The organism is Micromonospora sp. NPDC049204 (genome assembly GCF_040647935.1).
Lineage (GTDB): Bacteria > Actinomycetota > Actinomycetes > Mycobacteriales > Micromonosporaceae > Micromonospora.
On sequence record NZ_JBEZDC010000013.1, the window covers coordinates 199,046 to 221,233 of the forward strand.

The following is a 22,188-nucleotide window of genomic DNA, read 5'->3' on the forward strand; positions in this document are numbered from 1 at the left end:
GAGGGACGGCCGGATGACCCTGATCAGCTTCGTGGTGCCGGCCTTCCGGGTGCAGGGATACCTGCGCGAGTGCCTGGACTCCATCCTCGGTCAGCCGGAGACCGACATCGAGGTGATCGCCGTCGACGACTGCTCGCCGGATGCCAGCGGCGACATCATCGACGAGTACGCGGCCCGCGACCGGCGGGTCCGGTCGGTCCGGCTGCCGGAGAACGTCGGCCTCGGTCCGGCCCGCAACATCGGGCTGGACCGGGCCGTCGGCGAGTACGTGTGGTTCCTCGACGGCGACGACTGGCTGGCGCCGGAGTGCCTGTCGGAGGTCGCCGAGCGGTTGCGGGTGACCCGACCGGACGTGCTGCTCGTCGACCACGTCCGGACCCACTGGAACGACACCGCCACCCGCAGCGCGATGGCCGAGGTGTTCCCCGAGTCGCCCGGCTCGGGCACCTTCCGGTTGCGGGACCGGCCGGCGGCGATGCGCCTGCTGCACACCGCGTGGAACCGGTTGGTCCGCCGGGAGTTCCTGACCGACCTGGGGCTGCGGTTCGCGCCCGGCTGGTACGAGGACGTCTCGTTCAGCTACCCGGTGCTGATGGCGGCGCAGCGGATCGGCGTACTCGATCGGGTCTGCGTCAACTATCGGCAACGCCGCGCCGGCGCGATCACCCGGACCCGGGGGGACCGGCACTTCGAGGTCTTCCCGCAGTGGCACCGGGTCTTCCACCTGATGGACGCGTGGGGCTCGGCGACGGACACCCTGCGACCGGCGGTCTTCGAGCGGATGATCTGGCACTACCTGACCGTGCTCGGCAACGGTCAGCGGATCGCCCCGGAGCTGCGGCCGGCGTTCTTCGCGCAGATCACCGCCGACTACGAACGCTGGTTGCCACCCGGCGGCTATCCGGTGCCGGACGGGGTGGAGGGGCTCAAGCACCGGCTTGTCGCTTCCGGTCGGTGGCACACCTTCAGCGCGTTGCGGGCCGCGAGCCGGGCCCGGGACGCCGCCCGCCGGAAGGCGCGCACCGCCCGGCGCCGGGTCGGCCCGGTCGCCCGGCGCGGTGCCCGGCTGACCCGCGACGGGTTGCTGCGCGAGTACTACCGGGCCGAGCTGCGACGACCTGTCGATCCGACGCTCGCCGTTTACGCCGCGTACTGGTACCGGGGTTACTCCTGCAACCCGGCGGCGATCTACGAGGTCGCCCGCCGGTTGGCGCCGGGGATCCGCGGGGTGTGGATCGTGCGCCGGGACCGGGTGGACGCCGTGCCGGCCGGGGTGGAGTACGTGGTCGCCGGCACCCCGGCGTACTACCGGGTGCTCGCCCGCGCCCGCTGGTTGGTCAACAACGTCAACTTTCCCGACTTCGTCCGTAAGCGACAGGAGCAGGTGCACCTGCAGACCCACCACGGCACTCCGGTGAAGGTGATGGGGCTGGATCAGCAGCGCTACCCGATCGGTGCGGGCCGGATGGACTTCGCCGGGTTGCTGCGCCGGGTGGACCGCTGGGACTACAGCGTCAGCGCGAACAGCTTCTCCACCCAGATGTGGGACCGCGCGTACCCGGCCACGTACACGACCCTTGAGGTGGGCTACCCGCGCAACGACCGGCTGGTCACCGCCGGCCCGGACGAGGTGCGCCGACTGCGCGCGGAGTTCGGCCTCGGCCCCGACGAGCAGGTCGTGCTGTACGCCCCGACGCACCGCGAGCACCTGCCCGGCTACCGGCCGCCGTTCGACCCGGACCGGTTCGTGCGGGCGCTCGGTGACTCGGGCCGGCTGCTGATGCGCAGTCACTACTTCCACGACCGTGATCGGCGTCCCGGTCGACCGGCGGACTGGGAGCGGGTCCGCGACGTCAGCGGCCACCAGCGGGTGGAGGATCTCTACCTGGTGGCGGACGTACTGGTCACCGACTATTCGTCGGCGATGTTCGACTACGCGGTGCTGGATCGGCCGATCGTGTTGTACGCCCCGGACTGGGAGGCGTACCGGCTGGCCCGCGGTGTCTACTTCGACGTGACGGCCGAACCGCCGGGTGCGGTGGCCACCACCTTCGACGATCTGCTCGACCTGTTCCGGACCGACGCGGTGCGGTCGGACGCGGCGGCCAGGGCGCGCGCGCATTTTCGGGGTCGGTTCTGCACATTGGACGACGGGCACGCGGCGGAGCGGGTGGTGCGTCAGGTGTTCCTCGGTGAGCCGGGTGAGCGGTCCGGAAGCTGCTGATCGGACTTTTGTCGCTTAATAGCAGCGTCACCCACTCAACATAGGACGTTTACCCGATGTCCTAAACCAATGATCCTGGTCACAGTCTTCAGGGGTTCGGCCGACCAATTGGGGGGGACGACGGTGAGTACCGTCACGCTCAAGGATGTGACCAAGGTATTCAGAGATGGCACCATGGCCGTCGACAGCATCAATCTCGATGTCAACGACGGCGAGTTCATGGTGCTCCTCGGGCCGTCCGGTTGCGGAAAGTCCACCGTGCTGCGGATGATCGCCGGGTTGGAGGACCCGACCAGCGGTGCCGTCCTGCTCGACGGCGAGCTGGCGAACGACCTGCCCCCACGGGACCGCAAGATCGCCATGGTCTTCCAGGACTTCGCGCTCTACCCGCACATGACCGTCGGCGACAACATCGCCTTTCCGTTGCGGCTGGCCGGGGTGGAGCCGGAGCCGCGCGGTGAGCGGGTCGGCGACGTGGCCAGCGCGCTGGGCATCGGTGACGTGCTGGCCCGCAAGCCCGGCCAGCTCTCCGGTGGGCAGCGGCAGCGGGTGGCGATGGGCCGGGCGATCGTCCGCCGGCCCGGCCTGTTCCTCATGGACGAGCCCCTGTCGAACCTGGACAGCGGCCTGCGGGCGGAGCTGCGCGCGGAGATCTCGGGCCTGACCCGGGAGCTGGGCGTCACCACCGTCTACGTCACCCACGACCAGGCCGAGGCGCTCACCATGGCCGACCGGGTGGCCATCATGCGTAAGGGCGTCCTCCAGGACGTGGGCACACCCACCCAGGTGTACGGCCGGCCGGCGACGCTCTACGTGGCCGCCTTCCTGGGCAGCCCCCGGATGAACCTGTTGGAGGCGTCGGTCTACGTCCACCTCGACCGGTACGTCACGCTCAACCTCGGTGAGCAGTCGCTCTACCTGCCCTGGAACGACATCCGCAGTCGGGCGGTGGCGCACTACCACGGTGAGCGGATCGTGGTCGGCATGCGGGCCGAGGCGCTCACCCCGGTCGCACCGGACAGCCCGGGCGACGTGCTGCGCGGGCGGATCCGCTACCTGGAGCACCACGGGCACGAGTCGCTGGCGTTCCTCGACATCGGCGCCACCGCGATCATGGTCGACGAGATGGGTGCGCCGCTCGACCCGCCGCCGGTGGGCCAGCGCGGCCTGCGTCGGTTCGGCTCGGTGATGCAGCGACTCACCGGTAAGCCGGTGGAGCCCCAGGAGGTGCCGAGCAGTGGCACCCAGACCAGCGTGCTTCCCGATCCGGGCCGGCACCACCGCCGCCCGGCGGAGCTGGCGGTGCGGTTGGCGCCGTACCCGGCGGTCAGCGCCGGTCACCCGCTCGCCGTCTCGGTTCGGATGGACGCGCTGCACTTCTTCGACGAGCGGGGCGCCCGGATCGACGTGGGTTGGCGTTGAGGACTCACCGGAGCAGGGTGGCGGCCCGGCCCGGGGTGCCCTACCGTCTGCCCACCAGTCCACAGTGAAAGACCACCGAAAGGGGTGCGCCCGTGTCGGGTGACCGTCCCAGCCCGCTCGTCATCGAGCGCATCCTGCGTGATCGCGAGGGCATCTGGCAGCAGATCGTGGCCGAGGGTGACCTCAACAAGCTGACCGGGCGGATGCTGACCAGCTCCGCCATCGCGTTGGCCTGCTACGGGGCGGTGCTGGGCTTCTTCCACAGCCCGCTGATGGCGCTGACCTCGGCGCTGAAGCTGCCGCTGCTGTTCCTGGTCACCCTGGTCATCTGCCTGCCCACGCTCTACCTGTTCAACCTGGTCTTCGGCGCCCGGCTCTCGGTGCGCCAGTCGCTGGCACTGGTGATGGTGGCGATCACGGTCACCTCGATGCTCGCGGTGGCGTTCGCGCCGATCAGTCTCTTCTTCCTGATCACCGCGAACGACTACGGATTCTTCAAGCTGCTCAACGTGGCGATCCTGGCCCTGTCGGCACTTGTCGGGCTGCGCTTCCTGACCAGCGGCATGCAGGTGCTCAACGACCACGGCCTGCTCGCCGCGCCGTCGACCGCCAACGCCCAGGTCAACGCGCACGCCACCGCCCCGGCTCCGGCGGCGCCGGCCCTGGTGCCCACCGCCTCGGCGCCGGCAGCCGCCCCGGCCGTCGGTGCGGGTGCCGAGCTGGCGACCGTACCGGCCGCGGTCGCGGTGGCCGAGCCCGCACCGAACGGCGCGACCGCCGCGCCGGCTCACGTTCCGGCGCAGGGGAGTGGCCAGGCCGCCGGTGCGCCTCAGGTGAGCACGCTGCCGCCCGGTTACCCGCACTCGTGGAACGACCGCTCGATTCGACGGGGCGAACCGACGCAGCGGCCGGCGAGCATGACCCTGCTCTACATCTGGATCCTGCTCTTCGGCTTCGTCGGCACCCAACTGGCGTGGACGCTGCGCCCCTTCTTCGGCGACCCGGGTCAGGATTTCGCCTTCTTCCGCAGCATCGACGGCAACTTCTACGCCGAGATCCTGCGCACGATCGCCAACCTCTGAGCCTTGCCGAAGGTGAGAAAAACGCCTGTTGCCGGCCTGGTTACCGGCTAGTAACGTCGGCTCATGACCATCGACTCCCGCCAGGTGGCGGCCGGCATGCTCGAAGCGGTGCCCTTCGCCCGTACGCTCGGGCTCGAATTCGTCGAGGTGGCGCCCGAGGCGGCGGGCGGGGTCCGGGCAGTCGTCCGGATGCCCGACTCGCCGGCCACCCACAACCACGTCGGCGGCCCGCACGCGGGCGCCCTCTTCACCCTCGGCGAGACGGCCTCCGGCGCGGTCGTGCTGGCGGCCTTCGGGCACCTGCTCGACCGGGCCGTGCCGCTCGCCGTCCGAGCCGAGATCGCCTACCGCAAGCTCGCCATGGGTCCGGTGCGGGCCACCGCGCGGCTCGGCCGGCCGGCCCTCGACGTGATCGAGGAGTTCGAGTCCGGCCGGCGGCCGGAGTTCGGGGTCGACGTGGAGATCGCGACCGAAGACGGCACGCCGACCTCGGCCCTGACGGTGATCTGGACGCTGCGACCCAACTGAAACCGTGCCGAGGAGGCCGAAACGGGTTTGCGGGCCCAGCGGGGTGGATAGATTCGTACCGTGCTGGGCCTACCTGCTCACGTGACCGCCTGTCTCTTCGATCTGGACGGTGTGCTGACGCAGACCGCCCGCGTGCACAACGCCGCCTGGACGCAGACGTTCGACGAGTTTCTCCGGCAGCGCGCCACCGTCTCCGGCGAACCGTTCCAACCCTTCGATCCCGGGCCGGACTACAACCGCTACGTCGACGGCCGACCCCGCGCCGACGGCGTCCGGACGTTCCTCGCCTCCCGCGGCATCGTGCTCCCCGAGGGCAGCCCGGACGACCCCCCGGACGCCGACACCGTCAACGGCGTGGGCAACCGCAAGAACGTGCTGTTGCTTCAGCGCCTCCGCGACAGCGGCGTCGAGGTCTACCCGGGATCGGTGCGCTACCTGCAGGCGGCGACCGCCGCCGGGCTGCGCCGGGCCGTGGTGACCGCGAGCGCCAACGGGGCTGAGGTGGTCGCCGCCGCCGGGTTCGAGCCGCTGCTGGAGGCCCGGGTCGACGGGCTGGTCGCTCGTGCGCAGGGGCTGCGCGGAAAACCCGAACCGGACACCTTCCTCGCCGGGGCCAGGCTGCTCGGCGTGGACCCGACACAGGCCGCCGTCTTCGAGGACGCGCTCTCCGGGGTGGCCGCCGGCCGAGCGGGCGGCTTCGGTTACGTGGTCGGCGTCGACCGGGTCGGGCAGGCCGACGAGTTGCTCGCGCACGGCGCGGACGTCGTGGTGCAGGACCTGGCCGACCTGCTCGACGCCGCCGATCCGCCGGCGCCGGCGCGCACCGCCGTCCCGCACCAGCCGAGCGCCACACGGGACCAGACGTGATCCGGGAGAGGGCCTATCCGGTCGAGCCGTGGCACGTCCGCGAGACCCGGCTCGACATGGACGTGCTGGCCCAGTCGGAGTCGGTCTTCGCGCTCTCCAACGGGCACGTCGGGCTGCGCGGCAACCTCGACGAGGGCGAGCCGCACGGCCTGCCCGGCACCTACCTCAACTCGTTCTACGAGTTGCGCCCGCTGCCGTACGCGGAGGCCGGCTACGGCTTCCCCGAGTCCGGGCAGACGATCGTCAACGTCACCAACGGCAAGCTGATGCGGCTGCTCGTCGACGACGAACCACTCGACGTGCGGTACGGGGAACTGCTGGCCCACGAGCGGATCCTCGACATGCGGGCCGGCACCCTGCACCGGGAGCTGCACTGGCGCTCGCCCGCCGGCCGGGAGGTCAAGGTCCGCAGCACCCGCCTGGTCTCGTTCACCCAGCGCTCGGTCGCCGCGATCAGCTACGAGGTGGAGGCCGTCGACGGCCCGCTTCGGCTGATCGTGCAGTCCGAGCTGGTGGCGAACGAGTCGCTGCCCGCGCAGAGCAAGGACCCCCGGGTCGCCGCGGTGTTGGAGTCACCCCTACAGGCGGAGGAGGAGCTGACCACCCCGGACGGGGGGCAGCTGATCCACCGCACCAAGGTCTCCGGGCTGCGGGTCGCCGCCGCGATGGAGCACGAGGTGCACGGCCCGGACCACACCACCATCGAGTCCGAGGGCTACCAGGACTGGGTGCGCACCACGATCGCCTGTGTGCTCAAACCCGGCGAGAAGCTGCGGGTGATCAAGTATCTGACGTACAGCTGGTCGAGTCGGCGGTCCCTGCCCGCGCTGCGCGACCAGGTCGGCGCGGCACTGGCCGGCGCCCGCCTCGACGGCTGGGACGGCCTGCACCGGGAGCAACGCACCTACCTCGACGCGTTCTGGGACGCGTCCGACGTGCTGGTCGAGGGCGACCCGGAGGTGCAGCAGGCGGTCCGGTTCGGTCTCTTCCACGTGCTTCAGGCCGGCGCGCGGGCCGAGCAGCGGCCGATCTCGGCGAAGGGGCTCACCGGTCCCGGTTACGACGGGCACGCCTTCTGGGACACCGAGATGTTCGTGCTTCCGGTGCTCACGTACACCCAGCCGAGCGCGGTGCGCAGCGCGTTGCAGTGGCGGCACAGCACGCTGGACTCGGCGCGGGAGCGTGCCGAGACGCTCAACCTCAGGGGTGCCGCGTTCCCCTGGCGGACCATCGAGGGGCCGGAGTCCTCCGGCTACTGGCCGGCCGGCACGGCGGCCTTCCACATCGCCGCCGACATCGCCGACGCCGCGCGCCGCTACGTGATGGTCACCGGAGACACCCAGTTCGAGCGGGACATCGGGCTGGAGTTGCTGGTGGAGACCGCCCGGCTGTGGCGTTCGATCGGCCACCACGACCGGCACGGCCAGTTCCACATCGACGGTGTCACCGGCCCGGACGAGTACACCGCCGTGAAGAACGACAACATCTACACCAACCTGATGGCACAGCGGAATCTGCTCGCGGCCGCCGACGTGGTGATGCGCTACCGGGACGAGGCGTTCCACCTCGGGGTCACCGACGAGGAGGCGGCGAGCTGGCGGGATGCCGCCACCTCCATGCACGTCCCGTACGACGAGGAACTCGACGTGCACCAGCAGGTGGAGGGCTTCACCCGGCTACAGGAGTGGGACTTCCCGCACACCCCGGCGGAGAAGTATCCGCTGCTGCTGCACTACCCGTACTTCGAGCTGTACCGCAAGCAGGTGGTCAAGCAGGCCGACCTCGTCCTCGCCATGCACTGGCGAGGGGACGCGTTCACCCCCGAGCAGAAGGTCCGCAACTTCCTCTACTACGAGCGCCGCACCGTACGCGACTCGTCGTTGTCGGCCTGCACGCAGGCGGTGCTCGCCGCCGAGGTGGGCCACCCGGAACTCGCGCACAGCTACCTGCGTGAGGCCGCCCTCATGGACCTGCACGACCTCAACGAGAACACCCGCGACGGCGTGCACATGGCGTCGTTGGCCGGCGCCTGGCTCGCCCTGGTCAGTGGGCTCGGCGGGCTCCGGGACCACGACGGCGAGTTGTCCTTCGCGCCCCGGCTCTCCAGCCGACTCAGCCGACTGGAGTTCTCCCTGCAGTGGCGAGGACTGGCGCTGCGGGTGGATGTCCGCCCGCACCAGACCACGTACTCGCTGCGGCACGGCGGTCCGGACGACGTGGTGGAACTGCGCCACCACGACCAGGTGCTGCGGGTGACCTGCGACGAACCGGTGACGGTGCCGGTGCCGGAGGCCGAGCCGTCCGGGCCGCCACCCGAGCAGCCACCGGGCAGGTCACCACTGCTGCGGTTGCCCGAGCGTACGAACGAGCAGTGACGGCCGGGGCGGAGTGGTCCCGCCCCGACCGTCACCACCACGTCACGTCAGACGGGTTCGCCGGTCGACGGCCGCCCGATCGCGTCTCGGGGCGCCGCGGCCTTCGGATCGTCGGGCAGGCGGGCCGAGGCGGCCTGGTCGCCGAAGTCCGGGTCGCGCTCGGCGTCCTGTTCACGCCGGGCCTGCTCGGTCGTCTGCTGCTGCTGCTGAGAAATCTGCTGCTTGGCCATGGCGATCCTCGCGATCCGTCGGGGCGCGGTTGCGCCGACACGGTCTGCGGTCGTTCGTCGCCTACCCGATGGTCCGTCTGGCAAACGGGGCCGACGGCGGCTGTCGCTCGCGTGCGTGCGGTGCGGTGTGTGGGGTATCCGGGACGGCAGACGAGCGCTCCGGAGGTGGGCATGGACGAGCAGCGCGGCACGGTGACCATCCCGATCGGGGACGTTCAGCTCCCCGCCGACCTGATGCTGCCCGCCCAGCCGGTCGGCGTGGTGCTCTTCGCGCATGGCAGCGGCAGTTCCCGGCACAGCCCGCGCAACGTGGCGGTGGCCCGTACGCTGCACGGCCGCGGGCTCGGGACGGTGCTGGTGGACCTGCTCAGCCCTGCCGAGGACGAGGTGGACGCCCGTACCGCCGAGCTGCGGTTCGACATCGGGCTGCTGGCCAGCCGGCTGGCCGGGATCATCGACTGGTTGGCGGTCGAGCGTCCCGCCGGTGACGTTCCGATCGGTTTGTTCGGGGCCAGCACGGGAGCCGCCGCCGCCCTGGTCGCGGCGGCGTCCCGCGCGGATCGGGTGGGTGCCGTGGTCAGCCGGGGCGGCCGGCCGGACCTGGCCGGTGCCGCGCTGGCCCAGGTGCGTACCCCGACATTGCTGCTGGTGGGCGGTCTGGATGAGCAAGTGATCACGCTGAACGAGCGGGCGCTCGCGGAGTTGGGGGAGATCGGTGAGCTGCGGGTGATCCCCGGCGCCACCCACCTCTTCGAGGAGCCCGGCACCCTGGAGCAGGTCGCCGAGCAGGCTGGCGCGTGGTTCACCACGCGGCTGCGCTGACGATCACCCTCAGGACGTGAGGGCCGAGGCGGCCCGACGTTGTTGGACGGTGTCGATGACGCGCCAGAGGACCGCGGTGATCGGGACGCTGACGAACGCGCCAGCGATCCCCGCGATCAGCGTGCCGGCGGTGACCGCCACCAGGATCACCGCCGGGTGCAACCGGACCTGCCGCTTCATGACCAGCGGCTCCAGCAGGTTGCCCTCGATCTGCTGCACGGCGATCACGGCGGCCAGGGTGAGCAGGGCGGTGGTGGGGCCGTTCGCGGCGAGTGCCACCAGCACGGCGACCGCGCCGGCCACCGTCGCCCCGATGATCGGCACGAAACCGCCGAGGAAGGTGATCAGCGCCAGTGGCAGGGCGAGCGGCACCCGCAGCACCACGAGCGCCAACCCGATGCCCAGCGCGTCGATGGCGGCGATGAACATGGTGCCCCGGCTGTACGCGCCCAACGTGTGCCAACCGGCCCGACCGGCCTCCGCCAGCACCGGCTGGTTCGGGCCGGACACCCGGGACAGCACCCAGCGCCACATCGACCGGCCGTCCTTGAGCAGGAAGAAGAGCAGCACCAGGGCGAGCAGCGCGGAGCCGAACACCTCGGTGGCGGTCCGGGCACCGGCCACCGGGTCCGGCGAGCTGCCGCTGAGTCCCTGCCGGGCCTGGTCGACCAGCCGGTCCAGCTGCGCTTCGCTGACCGGCAACGTGGACGTCACGAAGTCCCGGCTGCGCTCGACCCCCTGCGTCAGTTCCTGGCTGAGCTGGTCGAACTGGCTGGCGGTCAGGTTCCAGACCAGGGCGCCGACACCGACCAGGATGCCGAGCAGCAGAAGTACGGTGCACAGCGCGGCCAGCGCCGCCGGCAGGCGTAGCCGACGGAGCAGGAGCAGCACGGGGTCGAGCAGCGCGGTGAGGAAGATGGTGGCGGCCAGCGCGATGGCCAGCGGTGCCAGCAGGACGGCGATCCGGCCCAGCAGGTAGAGCCCGGCGATGATCACCACCAGGCAGGCGCTCCACACCACCGCGCTTCGGACCAGCCAGGGCAGCGCCGCCCACGAGTGGCGTGGTCCGGCGCCGTCCGTTGTCTCCCCGGTGCCCGCCCCGGAATCCTCTGCCGCCATGTCGGTCCTCCTCGATCTCGGCGAGTCGGTACCCGCCCGGGCGCACGCCGACACCCCGCGTCAGGACTCGTTGGCCGTGATCGCGTACGGCTTGCTGGTGTTGCCCCGGTTGCCGTCGGCGTTTGTGCTGGCTGACCCAGGGAACGGGGGAGAAAGACGAATTCGAGGAGGATCGCCGTGGGTGACTTCATGGACAAGGCCAAAGACTTCACGGACAAGCACGACAAGCAGGTCGACCAGGGTGTGGAAAAGGCCGGTGACATGGCCGACAAGCGCACCGGTGGCAAGTACGACGACCAGATCGACAAGGGCGTCGACCAGGCTCAGGCACGTACCGGCGAGGGCGATCAGGTCCGCTGACGTACCCCACACCTCCCGGGCCGCCGACAGCTCGGCGACCCGGGAGTGTCCGTTCCGGACCGGGCGCGGTCAGCGCTGCTGCTTCTCGCGCAGCTCGCTCATCGAGGTCGGTCGGCCGCTCAGCGCGTCGCGTAACCGGTCGATCATCCCGGTGCCCGGGTTGAGCAGCTTGTTCGCCGGCGGGTGGTCCGGTGCGTCCGGGTGTGGCCGGGTGGGCGCGACCTTCTTGAACGCCGTCACCTTGCCGGCCAGCTCGACGAGCTCCTCTCGGGCCGTGGCGGCACGCAGCCGGGGGAACAACTCGCTCTCCTCGTCCTGCACGTGGTGCCGGATGGTGCTCGTCAGGTGGGCGAGCAACTCGTCGAAGCGAGGGTCGGACGGGTCGAGCGACTCCAGGTCCTTCATGGTCCTCTCGGCGTCGGCGTGTTCGGTGATCTCGTGATCGGCGATCTCGTCGCCGTCGGGGAGTGTCTTGCGTGCCGTCGGGTAGACGTACGCCTCCTCGGCGACGGCGTGTCGGACGAGCTCGGCGATCACCACGTCGACGAGTTGGCGGCGGTACTCCGGGGTGCCCTGCCGGGTTTCCAGCTCGACGAAGAGTGTCTCGACCTCACGGTGGTCGGCGACCAGGATGTCGACGACGTCCTGGTCGGTGGTCGGTGGGTTGGTCATGTCACGGCCCCTTACCGGTTGCGGATCGGTGGGAGGTGTGTGGCCCCTGGTACCCCCACGGGGCTGCGCAAACCTACGGATGCCGATGGGCTGCACGGTGCCGGTGGTGTCGGTGGGGCGCGACCGGCACGATTGCGTGGCCGATGCCGGGGTAACCGCCGCCATGACCGACGAGCGCCCACCCGCCGACCGCGAGCAGTCGCGGCTCGACGACGCCGCCAAGCGGAGCGGCCGGGCGGTCCGACGGGTGCGACACCGCAGCGGGCAGGCGGGCCGGATCCGGGCCCGACAGTGGGAGGTCACCCTGGTGATCTCACTCCAGGCCGGGTTGGCCGCCGCGATCGCCGCGCTGCTCGCCAAGAATCTGCTCGGCCCCGGATCGCACGTCTTCGCCCCCGCCGCCGCCGTCGGTACGATCGCCACCGCCATCGGGCAGCGGGCGAGGCGCACCTTCGCGCTGCTGGCCGGAGTGGCCCTCGGCATCGTCATCGGCGACACGCTGCGTTTCCTGCTCGGCTCCGGCCCGTGGCAGACCGGCGTGGTGGTCGCGCTGGCCATCGCCGCCGCGTTGCTGGTGGCCGGCAAGGGCGGCCCGCTCGTCGGTCAGGCCGGCGGTACGGCCGTGCTGATCGCCACGCTGGCCCCGATGGAGCGAGGGCTGGAGGTGCCCCGGATCTTCGACGCGCTCGTCGGCGGGGTGGTGGGTCTGGTGGTGGTGGCGCTGCTGTTGCCGATCAACCCGATGCGAGTGCTGGACCGGGCCGCGGCGCCGATCTACGCGACCCTCTGCGCGCAACTCGGCGATCTGGCGACGGCGTTGCGGGCGCGCGACGGCGACGGGACGTTGCGCGTCCTGGAGCGGCTGCGTGGCACCGACGCCGACCTGGGGCGGCTCCACGACGCGCTCAGCGGCGCGGAGGAGGTGGTGACGATCGCGCCGGCCCGCTGGCACCGCCGCGAGCAGTACCACAGGTACGCCCGCAGCGCGGATCACCTGGAGCGGCTGCTGCTGGACACCCGCGCACTGGCTCGCTGGGCGTCGACCGCACTCCAGTACGACGAGCCGATCCCGCGCGAGTTGCCGGACGCGATGGGCCGCCTGGGTCAGGCGGTGGCAGAGATGCGCAGGGAGTACCGGGTGGGTGATGATCCCCGGCGCACCCGCCGGCTGGTCGAGGAGAGCGCCGAGTTGGCCGGGCGGGCCTCCGCGAGCGGGGTCAGGTCGTTCGGCGAAGCGCTCGTCACCGGGTTGCGGACGTCGGCGAGCGACCTGCTCCGGGCGTGCGGCTGCGAAGCCGACGACGCCAACCGGATCGTGCGCCGGGCGGCCGGCGTCGGCATGGCCGAAGTCCACCCGCCGGTGCGGCGACAACTGCGGCGGATCCGTCCGACCCGGGCCGCCCGGGTTCGTCGTCGTGCGCACCTGGCCGCCCGGATGCGCGACGACAGCCGGGCCGGCCGCCCCGCGAGGGAGCGACCGGCCCGGTGAGCGGTTCGGGTTGGTCAGGAGGAGTAGCCGCGCTCGGCGATCCAGTTGGCGACCTTCGGCAGGCTCATCCAGTACTCGCCGAGCGCCGGGTCGGCCGGGTCGGCGACCCGGATGGTGTCGCCACCGTCGCCGTAGCCGACGAGGGCCACGTAGTGGCCACCCTCGTACGAGTGCGGGTTGCCGGCGGTGTCCACGGTGGTGCCCTTGATGTTGGCGACCACCGGTCGGCCGGCGTCCACCGCGGCCCGCACGTCCCGGCGTAGCTGCTCGACCTGGTCCGGGCGGGCCACCGAGTCACGAATCTCGGTGGTCCGGTACTTACCGCCGGTCAGCTCGTTCAGCACCCGGGTGGTGTCCAGAGCCGACGGGGTGCCCGCCTCGGTGGTGCCGAGCAGCGTGGCCACCTCGTCCTGGGAGAGCGCCTTGCCCTGGGCGGACAGCGCGATCCGCGTCGCGGCCGGGCCGCAGTAGAAGAAGTTCGGCTGCGCCTGGTAGTCGACGCTCAGGACCCGCTCGGCGGACCGGTCGCTCTGGCTCGACGAGGTCGGCGCGGCCGGAGCCGGTGCGGCCTGGGCGGCCATCGCCGGGCCGAGGGCACAACCGCCGGCGACCAGCATGCCGACGACGGACAGCCCGCTCTTCTGGATGATCGGGTTCATGGTCGAGTCTCCGTTCGGGGGTTGGCGCCTCCAACTGGCGGAGGGCGCAGCACCGGGAATGGCGCTCGGCTCAGCACCGGGGGCGACGACCAGCGGCGGTCTGGGCCGCTGCCGTACCGGGGACGTAACGGCCCTGCTCCGGCGGGCATTCCGCCGGCCGCGGAGGTACGGGCGTCGCGAGAGGGTGCAACGACGGCCGGCCGGGCGGGATTCCTGCGTACCTCGGGGTCAGAGGCTGCCGAGCAGCCCGGTGACGGTGATCTCGATGACGACGCGTTCCGGATTCGGACGAGGGGTGCGATACCGCTCGGCGTAGCGTCGCTCCGCCTCTGCCACGGCGGCCCGATCCGATCGCAGCACCGCCCGGCCCTCGATGGTCAGCCAGCGGCGGCCGTCCACGTGGCAGACCGCCACCGCCGCGCCCGCCGCACCGGCGGCGGCCACCTGACGGGCCTTGCGGGAGCTGCCGGAGGTGATGACCCGGGCCAGCCCGGCCGCCGGGTCGAGGGTCACCCCGACCGGTACGACGTGTGGGGTCCCGTCGGCACGAATGGTGGTCAGGGTCGCGAGGTGCCGTTCCGCGCAGAAGGCGACGACACGCTCGTCGTGCACGTCCAACCGATGATCGCCCGCCATGTCCGTCCCCTGTTCACCGAATCGACCCCGATCATGGCACCTGGCGGCGTGCCCGCTCCCGATCGGTCGACGAATCGGGCTGGCCGGGCAGTTGGTGGGCGGCCGCCCGGCGCTTGTGCACCAGCCGGGTGAGGTAGATCAGCGCGCCGGCCAGGACACCCATGTCGTCCAGGTAGATCGGGTCCGGAAGGACGTCGATCGGGAAGATCGTGTAGATCAGCGCGCCGTAGAAGGCGACCTTGCCGCCGGTGCCGAGCCCGGTCAACATCCGCCGCGTACGCACCACCCGTACCGCCAGCACCACGGCACCGACAAGTGTGGCGATGGCCAGGATGCCGGCGATCACCACGAGGACCCACGCCTCTCGGGACATGCCGTCACGCTAACCCACCGGGAACCGCGCGGCTCAGAACGCGGGCACCGCCGCGCGGCTCAGAACGCGGGCACCGCCGCGCGGCTCAGAACGCGGGCACCGCCGCGCGGCCGCGAGCGGTCACCGTGTTTTCCCGGGTCTGCTCGACCGACGGCTTGACCACCTCGCTCAGCGGCAGCACCGACGCCGACTCGGCGACCCGTCGCCCGGTGGCCGCGTGGGCCTCCTCGCGCAGACTGCGGGCCGCCGCGACGGCCAACTCGGCCGCCCGCCAGGCAACCTGCTCCTGCTCGCGAGCCGCGGCGTGCCGGGCCGCCAGGTTGTCGCGAATCGCCCGCCGCAGCACCAGCTCCTGTGCGACCGGGTGCAGCCGCGGGTCCCAGCCGTCGCGGTGCGCGAAGACGTCGCTGAGCTGCTCCACCGACAACTCCCGCCGCCAGTACGCGTCCAGCGCGGCACGGTGCAGGTAGCGCTCGCGGTCCGCGTACTCGGCGGGGGTGCGGGCGGTCTGCGGCAGGGGCATGGCGGCTGCCGCGTCGAGTCGCCGGACGGCCGCCTCGGCCGCCTCGTACGTCTGCCAGGCTGCCTCGACCGCCTCCTGCGCGGCCACCCACTCCGTTCGGCGGCGCTGCGCGGTGGTGGTCGCCCGCGTCGCGGCCACGGCGACCTCCTGCGCGTAGCGGCTCTGCTCCCGTTCCTCCTGCGCCTGTTCGAGTTGGCTCGGCATGGCCGCGCGGCGGATCCGGGCACCCGGGTCGAGGCGGAGCCGGCCGGGCCGTAGCAGCAGAGCGGCGACGGCGACGCCGACGAACCCGAGCAGGCTCAGCCAGATGACGGCGGCTCGGGACAGGTCGGGCAGGGCGGCGGAGAGAACGGTTTGCATGATCAGCACCTCGCGGTCGAAGGCGGGTATCGACGGGTGGCAGGAGGAGCCCGACGGCAGCGGGCGACGGGTCATCCCGTCGGGGCGACTCAGCTGCTGCGACGGACTACCCGGGGCCGGGCAAGGCCCCCGGGGATCACCGGGCCAGGCTCAGCGGACGGGTGGACCGCGTCGCGCGGGGGTGCCACGGCCGGGATCGATGGCCGGGGCCTGACCCCGGCTCTCCGCGATCGGCGAGGTCAGCGCGGTGGTGCCCGCCGGGTCAGCCGGCCGGGCGGCAGCGGGCTGGGCCGTCCGCTCGGTGGCCGGCGCGGCATCGGGACGGACACTCGCCACCCGGCTGCTCACGGCACTGGGCCGTAGCTGCGTCGAGGCGGGCGGTGGGGTCGCGGCGAGGGCGCCGCCCAGGCCGACCGCGAGCACCAGCGCGGTGATCGCCAGTCGGGTCAGCTCACGCAGTGACCGCAGCACAGCCCAACGGGCCGGGCGGATCAACACTGCGGACGACACCCGACCAACCTAACGCCTGCTCTGCCGTGGCGCAGCACGGCGATGGCCCGGGTCGGCGTGACCGCCACCACCATGTGCACTGTGGAGGGTGGGTGTCGCGTGGGTCAGACCTCGGGGGCGACCTCCGTGGTGGGCGTTTCGGCGAACAGCGCGAGCAGGTCACCGACCTGGCGGTCGGCCTCGGCGGGGTGCCGGAACCGACCGGCCGGGTTGAGGGTGTACTCGTTGCGCCGTCCGACGCGGGTGCGGTGCAGGTAACCCTCCGCCTCCAGGTCGGCGACGATCGCCTGCGCGGCCCGTTCGGTCACCCCGACCTCCGCAGCGACGTCGCGTAGCCGGGCGGTGGGGTCGCGGGCGATGGCCAGCAGCACGTGCCCGTGGTTGGTGAGGAACGTCCAGTTCCGCCCGCCGCCGGTGGCACCCGTCGCCGTGCTCCCCATCGTGTGACCGCCTCTCCGGGCGTCCGCCCTGCCCCCGGGAGTCTCGCCCGTCGTGCGTCCGGTGCGGCACCCAGGGGTCGAACCGGTGTCAACGTATGAAATCTAAATCACGCATACCTTGACGCATCTTACGGTGCGTGTGACGGTGGAGCCCGAGCCAGCGCCGCCGCCGGCCCGCTGATAAGCCCTCTGACCAGGTCAGACGCATGAAGACGAGGTGCGGGGATGAGTCGTCCTGGAACTCCCGGCGGCCAGCCGGGTTCGCAGCGGATCGCCGACCAGGCGTCCGCACCCACCGAGCCGGCCCGGGCGTACGCCGAGCTGACCGCCGGCAACCAGCGCTTCGTCAGCGGGGTCCCGCGCCACCCCAACCAGGACGCCGGGCGCCGGTCCGCCGTGGCCGACGGGCAGCATCCGTTCGCGGTGATCGTCGGCTGCTCCGACTCCCGGCTGGCCGCCGAGATCATCTTCGACCGGGGGCTGGGTGACCTGTTCGTGGTCCGCACGGCCGGGCACACGGCCGGTCCGGAGGTCCTCGGCAGCGTGGAGTACGCGGTGACCGTCCTCGGCACCCCGCTGGTGGTGGTGCTCGGCCACGACTCGTGCGGGGCGGTGCAGGCGGCGCGGGAGACCGTCGCGACCGGCACCCAGCCCCCCGGGCACCTGGGCGCGGTCGTCGATGCCGTGCTGCCCAGCCTGCGCCGGGCCGAGACCGAGGGCGTGGACGACATCGACGGGATCGTCGACATCCACATCGCGCAGACCGTCGAGGCGCTGCTCGGGCAGTCGCCCGTGCTGGCCGCCGAGGTGGCGCAGGGGCGGTGCGCGGTGGTGGGTGTGTCGTACCGGCTCGCCGCCGGGGTGGTGCGCCCGGTGGCCGCCGTGCCGGCCGGCTTCGCGGCGCTCGGCGTGCCGACCGCGTCAGCCGAACCGGTCGCGGCCGCCTGACGCGTCGAGGGCCGCCCCGCGCGACGCGGAACGGCCCTCGACGAAGGATGCTGCGGGTCAGAGCATCGACATGTGCACGTGGTCGGTGTGGTTCGACGGCCCGCTGTACGACTTCCAGCCGGTCGCCGGGAACCAGATCTGCCGGTTCCAGATCACGTAGTAGATGCCGAGCCGGTCCGCGTTGCGGATGAGGAACGCGGCGACGTTGTTGCCGTACGTCCGGGTGTCCTCGTTGTGCCAGGGTGAGAAGCCGCTCTTCTGGAGCGACCAGTCGCAGGCGCGGCCCTTCGGGTGCTCGTACGGTCCACCATTGCGGTGACAGCCGACGAACCGGGTGAAGCCGGCCCGCCTGACCTCCTTGTACGCGTGCAGTGTGCGCGGCGTGACGCAGCCGGACGTGGTGGGGTCCTTCTCGCTACAGGACTGCGCCTTCCAGTCGCCGTCGGCGGTGCGACCCGGGCCGATCTTGGCGACCGGCGAGGTGGCGTCCACCAGGCCGCCGGTGAAGCCCTTGCCGCCGACCAGGGCGAGCGCCTTGTCGGCCTCGCTCTTGCGCTTGGCCATCACGGCGGTCTGCTTCTGCTGCTCGCGGACCTCGGTGTCGAGGAGCAGTTTGGCCTGCTCGGCACGGGCCTTCACCGCGTTGACCTCGGCGAGCTTGTTCTCGTTCACCATGTTGATCTCGTCGAGCATCGCGGCGCGCTGCACGAACGTGTCCGGGGCGTTGCTCTCGAGCAGCATCGCCAGCGCACCGATCCGACCGGTCCGGTACGACTGGGAGGCGATCTGCCCGACCTGTGGCGCCAGCGCGTCCAGGTCGGCCTTGGCCCGGTCCACCTCCAGCGCCAACTCCAACTGCCGTTTCTTGGACTTGTCCAGTTTGGACTTGGCGGCGGAGTAGTCGCGGTTCACCTGCTCGATGACGTCGTTGAGCAGCTTGGGCTCGTCGTCCTCCTCGTGCCCGGACGGTGTGGGGGTCGTCGGGGCGGCGTGGGCCGGGAGGGGGCCGGCGAGCACGGTCAGTGCGGCGATCACGGCCACCACGGGTGTCAGCCAGCGGCGTAGGGGTGCCGTCACAATGTTCCCTTCCGTCGACCGCCGACCGGGTTAGCTGACGGGTTCGGGGCGGAAGTGGCCCCTACCGCTGACGCGGATTCACCCCACACACCTGGGTCCCCGGCTCGCCGGTTGGCGATTGGGCGGTGGCACCGCAGGCGCCGCTTCGCGCCTTCATCGGTAACCGGCAGCGAGGTTACCCGAGAGTCGACTGGGTGAGCTACGCCTGGATGCCGACCAAAAGTGTCATTTCGCCATAGCGTTGGGTGACCAGTGACGCGGTTCTCAGGGGGGAGGCCCGATCTGGTCACGCTGAGGAGTGTCACCATGCCGTATCCGTGCTCCTGTTCGACTCCGGCCACCCGTCGGTGGCGGTGGATGGGGGCGGGGTCCGCGTCTGGTCCGGCTCGTCGGGTCGAGAGGTGCGCGGTGAGCTGAGGGCGGCCAGCGCCTCCGCCCGGTCGGCCTGGGGGCGCGGCCGAGCGACCTCGGCGGGCGGCGTGGTCTCGGTGCGCCCGGCGGCGGTCACGATCGCGGCCAGCCCGGTGGTCAGTGGCACGGCGGCGATCAGCCCGAGGGTGGCGACCGCGCTACGGACGATCTCCTGCGCGAGGAACTCGCTGGTGAGCAACTGCCCGATCGGCCGCGCGTCGGCGGTGAGCAGGAGCAGCAGGGGCAGCGACGCGCCCGCGTACGCCAGCACGATGGTGTTGACAGTGGAGGCGATGTGCGCCCGGCCGACGCGGGTCGCCGCGCGGTACAGCTGCAAGCGGGTCAGCCCGGGATTGGCGTTCGACAGCTCGGTGACGGTGGCCGCCTGGGTGACCGTCACGTCGTCGAGCACCCCGAGCGAACCGATGATGATCCCGGCGAGCAGCAGGCCGTGCAGGTCCACGTCACCCTGGAACATCGACAGTGTCGTGGCGTCCTCACTGCCGAAGCCGGTGAGGTGGGTCGCCGCGGTGGCGACGGTGGCGAGCGCGCCGGTCAGCACCAGGCTGCCCAGGGTGCCGAGCACCGCGACCGAGGTCTGCGCGGTGACGCCGTGGGTCAGATAGAGCACCACGAACATGATCAGGGCGGCACCGACCACCGCCACCAGCAGCGGTGACCGGCCGGCGCCGATGCCCGGCAGCACGAAGGTGAGCAGGATGGCGAAGCTGGCCGCCAACCCGGCGAGCGCGGCCAACCCCCGCCACCGGCCGAACGCGACGATCGCGGCGGCGAAGACCACCGCCAGCCACACCAGCGGGGTGCCGCGCTGATGCTCGGCGATGTTCCAGTTGCTGACCGTGGGATCGGTCGGATCGGTCAACTCGACCAGGATGATCTCGTCGCCGACGTCGACACGTGGCGCGCCCGGCCCGTCGGGCACCGGTGTCTGCACCTGCTGGCCGGCGGCGGGCCCCTCGTCCACGCGGACGTCGACAGTGCCGCACGGCCCGGTGCCGACTCTGGGTGTGCCCTCGGGGCTCTCCGGCAGCGGCGGGCACGGCTCGGTCACCACCCGCGTCACCGTGCCGGCGTAGCGCGGCACGTCCGCTCCGCCGTCGGTCTGCGGTGCTCCTCCGCGCGGCCAGAGCAGCGCCGCGGCGACCACGGTGGCGACGAAGAGGGGCACCACGGTCATGACGAGGATCCGTCGCACCCGGGGTGGGGCGGACGGAGTGGGACGGGCGTGGTCGGAACCCAAGTCGAGACTCCCAACGATCCGGTGCGGGATACGTGTCAGCGCGCCGCGCGGTTCAGTGTCCTCGCCGAAAGGCGGCGCGAGGCGCGGCGGATCGCGGACCGACGACCACGCGATCACGGACGGTCAGTGCCCGGCCCCGGTTGCCCGGAAACCGACCCCGCGCCCGCGGGTGCCGGCACCCGCGGGCGTGTCGTCAACCGCGCTTCATCAGCCGGCCGACCGCCGCCATCATCTCGGTGGCCATCTCGTCGGCCCGACCTTCGGCGGCCCCCTCGTGCATGCAGTGCCGGGCGTGCCCGTCGAGCAGCCCCAGCGCCACCTTGTCCAGGGCGGCCTGGATCGCGGAGATCTGGGTGAGCACGTCGATGCAGTAGCGGTCGTCGTCGACCATCTTCTCGATGCCGCGGACCTGACCCTCGACTCGGCGGAGGCGCGCGAGCAGCTGGTCCTTGCTGGCGGTGTACCCGCGGATCGGAGTGGGTGCGCTCATGCCGACCAGGATAGCCTACCCCTGGGGGGTATGGTACGGTGCAGTCCGGTGGTGATACCCCCACCGGGTACCGGTACGGCGAAGGAGACGATCCGATGGTCAACACGACGTTCCAGGTGCAGGGAATGACCTGTGGGCACTGCGTCAGCGCGGTGAGCGCCGAGGTCGGCGCCATCGCGGGAGTCCGCGACGTCCAGGTCGACCTCGCGACCGGGCAGGTCACCGTGAGCAGCGAGCAGCCGCTGGACGTTCAGGTCGTCCGGGCCGCTGTCGACGAGGCCGGCTACGACCTCGTCGACGCGTGAGCGGAGGGGCCGACATGCGTACCGGGACGAGACTTGTCGGATTCGCTGTCGGCCTCGCGGCGATCTTCGGAGCGACGTACGGCATCGGCCGGGTGGCCGACCGCGCCCCGGTCGCCGAGAGCCGGCACGACGGGGGCACCGAGAGCCGGCACGACAGTGACGCCGTCCCGGCGACCGGAGAGGGTGGCGACCCGGCCGACCGGATTCCCGGTGGGCTGCTCGTCTCCGACCGCGGCTACACCCTCGACCCGGTCGACGCCCCGGCCGACGAGTTCGCCTTCCGGATCACCGGTCCGGACGGCCAACCGGTGACCCGGTACGACGTGGCGCACGACAAGAGGATGCACCTGATCGTGGTCCGACGGGACCTCTCCGGTTTCCGGCACGTGCACCCCGACCTGGCTCCGGACGGCACCTGGCGGGTCGGCACGCCGCTGGCCGGCCCCGGGCAGTGGCGGGCGTTCGCCGACTTCGCCCCGACCGGGGGTGAGCCGCTGACGCTCGGCGTCGACGTGACAGTCCCCGGTGAGCTGACCGAACGACAGCTGCCCGCACCGGCGACCAGCACCACCGTCGACGGCTACACGGTCACCCTGACCGGCTCGCCGCAGCCCGGCCGCACCGCCCCGCTCACGTTCACCGTCAGCCGGGACGGTCGACCGGTCACCGACCTGGAGCCCTACCTGGGCGCGTACGGGCACCTGGTGGCACTGCGCCGGGGTGACCTCGCGTACCTGCACGTGCATCCGGACGGGACGCCGGGCGACGGGCGGACCCGGCCCGGCCCGGCCGTCAGCTTCCTCGCCGAGGTGCCCTCGGCCGGCAGTTACCGGCTCTACCTCGACTTCCAGCACGGCGGGACGGTGCACACCGCCGAGTTCACCGTCGTCGCCGGCACCCCGCCGACCGACACCCCGCCGACCGGCACCAACCCGAGCGGACCCGCGCCGAGCGGGGGCGCCGACCACGGCACCCCCGGACACGGGCACAACTGACGGGACCACA

General features: G+C 71.9%; 24 protein-coding genes and 1 riboswitch. Of the genes, 12 read left to right on the top strand and 12 right to left on the bottom strand.

Features of this window, described 5'->3' with window-relative positions:
• Positions 1–13: 13 nt before the first annotated feature.
• The 6 genes from AB0A90_RS24130 (at position 14) to AB0A90_RS24155 (ending at position 8,498) form a co-directional block, all read left to right on the top strand.
• Positions 14–2,224: a bifunctional glycosyltransferase family 2 protein/CDP-glycerol:glycerophosphate glycerophosphotransferase gene (locus AB0A90_RS24130; RefSeq protein WP_357251935.1), complete on the top strand. Its 2,211-nt coding sequence runs from the start codon at positions 14–16 to the stop codon at positions 2,222–2,224.
• Between the two features lie 123 nt (positions 2,225–2,347).
• Positions 2,348–3,646, top strand: coding sequence for an ABC transporter ATP-binding protein (locus tag AB0A90_RS24135; RefSeq protein ID WP_357251938.1), 1,299 nt, complete (start codon positions 2,348–2,350; stop codon positions 3,644–3,646).
• A gap of 92 nt (positions 3,647–3,738) precedes the next feature.
• Positions 3,739–4,728 (top strand): hypothetical protein, encoded by a 990-nt coding sequence (locus tag AB0A90_RS24140; protein ID WP_357251941.1) that lies wholly within the window; start codon positions 3,739–3,741, stop codon positions 4,726–4,728.
• 63 nt (positions 4,729–4,791) lie between these two features.
• Positions 4,792–5,256: a DUF4442 domain-containing protein gene (locus AB0A90_RS24145; protein WP_357251944.1), complete on the top strand. Its 465-nt coding sequence runs from the start codon at positions 4,792–4,794 to the stop codon at positions 5,254–5,256.
• A gap of 60 nt (positions 5,257–5,316) precedes the next feature.
• Positions 5,317–6,123 carry a beta-phosphoglucomutase family hydrolase gene (locus AB0A90_RS24150; RefSeq protein ID WP_357251947.1) on the top strand — a complete coding sequence of 269 codons (807 nt, stop codon included), beginning with the start codon at positions 5,317–5,319 and terminating at the stop codon, positions 6,121–6,123.
• Positions 6,120–8,498 carry a glycosyl hydrolase family 65 protein gene (locus tag AB0A90_RS24155; protein ID WP_357251950.1) on the top strand — a complete coding sequence of 793 codons (2,379 nt, stop codon included), beginning with the start codon at positions 6,120–6,122 and terminating at the stop codon, positions 8,496–8,498. The genes AB0A90_RS24150 and AB0A90_RS24155 overlap by 4 nt, the downstream gene beginning before the upstream one ends.
• A gap of 47 nt (positions 8,499–8,545) precedes the next feature.
• Here AB0A90_RS24155 and AB0A90_RS24160 read toward each other — a convergent pair whose 3' ends face one another.
• The gene (locus AB0A90_RS24160; protein WP_357251953.1) at positions 8,546–8,728 is read right to left on the bottom strand and encodes a hypothetical protein; all 183 of its coding nucleotides are present in this window, start codon (positions 8,726–8,728) and stop codon (positions 8,546–8,548) included.
• A 171-nt stretch (positions 8,729–8,899) separates the two neighbouring features.
• On the opposite strand from AB0A90_RS24160, the gene AB0A90_RS24165 reads away from it, so the two are divergent.
• The gene (locus tag AB0A90_RS24165; RefSeq protein ID WP_357251956.1) at positions 8,900–9,550 is read left to right on the top strand and encodes a dienelactone hydrolase family protein; all 651 of its coding nucleotides are present in this window, start codon (positions 8,900–8,902) and stop codon (positions 9,548–9,550) included.
• 9 nt (positions 9,551–9,559) lie between these two features.
• Here AB0A90_RS24165 and AB0A90_RS24170 read toward each other — a convergent pair whose 3' ends face one another.
• Complete coding sequence (locus AB0A90_RS24170; protein ID WP_357251959.1) at positions 9,560–10,669, bottom strand: AI-2E family transporter; 1,110 nt, start codon at positions 10,667–10,669, stop codon at positions 9,560–9,562.
• 177 nt (positions 10,670–10,846) lie between these two features.
• Between AB0A90_RS24170 and AB0A90_RS24175 the strand changes: the two genes are divergently transcribed.
• Positions 10,847–11,029 carry an antitoxin gene (locus tag AB0A90_RS24175; RefSeq protein WP_357251962.1) on the top strand — a complete coding sequence of 61 codons (183 nt, stop codon included), beginning with the start codon at positions 10,847–10,849 and terminating at the stop codon, positions 11,027–11,029.
• A 69-nt stretch (positions 11,030–11,098) separates the two neighbouring features.
• Here the strand turns inward: AB0A90_RS24175 and AB0A90_RS24180 are convergent, their stop codons facing one another.
• The gene (locus tag AB0A90_RS24180; RefSeq protein ID WP_357251965.1) at positions 11,099–11,701 is read right to left on the bottom strand and encodes a hemerythrin domain-containing protein; all 603 of its coding nucleotides are present in this window, start codon (positions 11,699–11,701) and stop codon (positions 11,099–11,101) included.
• A 163-nt stretch (positions 11,702–11,864) separates the two neighbouring features.
• Here AB0A90_RS24180 and AB0A90_RS24185 point away from each other — a divergent pair, with 163 nt between their 5' ends.
• Entirely contained in the window at positions 11,865–13,190 is a 1,326-nt protein-coding gene (locus AB0A90_RS24185) for an FUSC family protein (protein WP_357251968.1), read from the top strand.
• A 14-nt stretch (positions 13,191–13,204) separates the two neighbouring features.
• Here AB0A90_RS24185 and AB0A90_RS24190 read toward each other — a convergent pair whose 3' ends face one another.
• The 6 genes from AB0A90_RS24190 to AB0A90_RS24215 form a co-directional block, all read right to left on the bottom strand.
• The gene (locus AB0A90_RS24190; protein WP_357251971.1) at positions 13,205–13,849 is read right to left on the bottom strand and encodes a C39 family peptidase; all 645 of its coding nucleotides are present in this window, start codon (positions 13,847–13,849) and stop codon (positions 13,205–13,207) included.
• Between the two features lie 228 nt (positions 13,850–14,077).
• Positions 14,078–14,485, bottom strand: a complete 408-nt coding sequence (locus tag AB0A90_RS24195) for a TIGR03618 family F420-dependent PPOX class oxidoreductase (RefSeq protein WP_357251974.1) — start codon at positions 14,483–14,485, stop codon at positions 14,078–14,080.
• A gap of 31 nt (positions 14,486–14,516) precedes the next feature.
• Positions 14,517–14,858, bottom strand: a complete 342-nt coding sequence (locus tag AB0A90_RS24200; RefSeq protein WP_357251977.1) for a YkvA family protein — start codon at positions 14,856–14,858, stop codon at positions 14,517–14,519.
• Positions 14,859–14,943: 85 nt separating this feature from the next.
• Positions 14,944–15,741, bottom strand: coding sequence for a hypothetical protein (locus AB0A90_RS24205; RefSeq protein ID WP_357251980.1), 798 nt, complete (start codon positions 15,739–15,741; stop codon positions 14,944–14,946).
• A 150-nt stretch (positions 15,742–15,891) separates the two neighbouring features.
• Positions 15,892–16,251 (bottom strand): hypothetical protein, encoded by a 360-nt coding sequence (locus AB0A90_RS24210; protein WP_357251983.1) that lies wholly within the window; start codon positions 16,249–16,251, stop codon positions 15,892–15,894.
• 104 nt (positions 16,252–16,355) lie between these two features.
• Positions 16,356–16,691, bottom strand: a complete 336-nt coding sequence (locus tag AB0A90_RS24215) for a MarR family winged helix-turn-helix transcriptional regulator (RefSeq protein WP_357251986.1) — start codon at positions 16,689–16,691, stop codon at positions 16,356–16,358.
• A gap of 225 nt (positions 16,692–16,916) precedes the next feature.
• On the opposite strand from AB0A90_RS24215, the gene AB0A90_RS24220 reads away from it, so the two are divergent.
• Complete coding sequence (locus AB0A90_RS24220) at positions 16,917–17,639, top strand: carbonic anhydrase (RefSeq protein ID WP_357251990.1); 723 nt, start codon at positions 16,917–16,919, stop codon at positions 17,637–17,639.
• A 57-nt stretch (positions 17,640–17,696) separates the two neighbouring features.
• Here the strand turns inward: AB0A90_RS24220 and AB0A90_RS24225 are convergent, their stop codons facing one another.
• From AB0A90_RS24225 to AB0A90_RS24235, 3 genes are all read right to left on the bottom strand, one after another.
• The gene (locus AB0A90_RS24225) at positions 17,697–18,716 is read right to left on the bottom strand and encodes a hypothetical protein (protein WP_357251993.1); all 1,020 of its coding nucleotides are present in this window, start codon (positions 18,714–18,716) and stop codon (positions 17,697–17,699) included.
• 4 nt (positions 18,717–18,720) lie between these two features.
• Positions 18,721–18,851: riboswitch (cyclic di-AMP (ydaO/yuaA leader) on the bottom strand.
• 166 nt (positions 18,852–19,017) lie between these two features.
• Positions 19,018–20,388: a YibE/F family protein gene (locus AB0A90_RS24230; RefSeq protein WP_357251996.1), complete on the bottom strand. Its 1,371-nt coding sequence runs from the start codon at positions 20,386–20,388 to the stop codon at positions 19,018–19,020.
• Between the two features lie 193 nt (positions 20,389–20,581).
• A complete protein-coding gene (locus tag AB0A90_RS24235) occupies positions 20,582–20,878 on the bottom strand; it encodes a metal-sensitive transcriptional regulator (protein ID WP_355027247.1) in 297 nt (98 codons plus the stop codon).
• 95 nt (positions 20,879–20,973) lie between these two features.
• Between AB0A90_RS24235 and AB0A90_RS24240 the strand changes: the two genes are divergently transcribed.
• Together AB0A90_RS24240 and AB0A90_RS24245 are read left to right on the top strand one after the other, a co-directional pair.
• A complete protein-coding gene (locus tag AB0A90_RS24240) occupies positions 20,974–21,183 on the top strand; it encodes a copper ion binding protein (protein ID WP_355027246.1) in 210 nt (69 codons plus the stop codon).
• A 14-nt stretch (positions 21,184–21,197) separates the two neighbouring features.
• Entirely contained in the window at positions 21,198–22,178 is a 981-nt protein-coding gene (locus AB0A90_RS24245) for a hypothetical protein (protein WP_357252001.1), read from the top strand.
• Positions 22,179–22,188 lie beyond the last annotated feature (10 nt).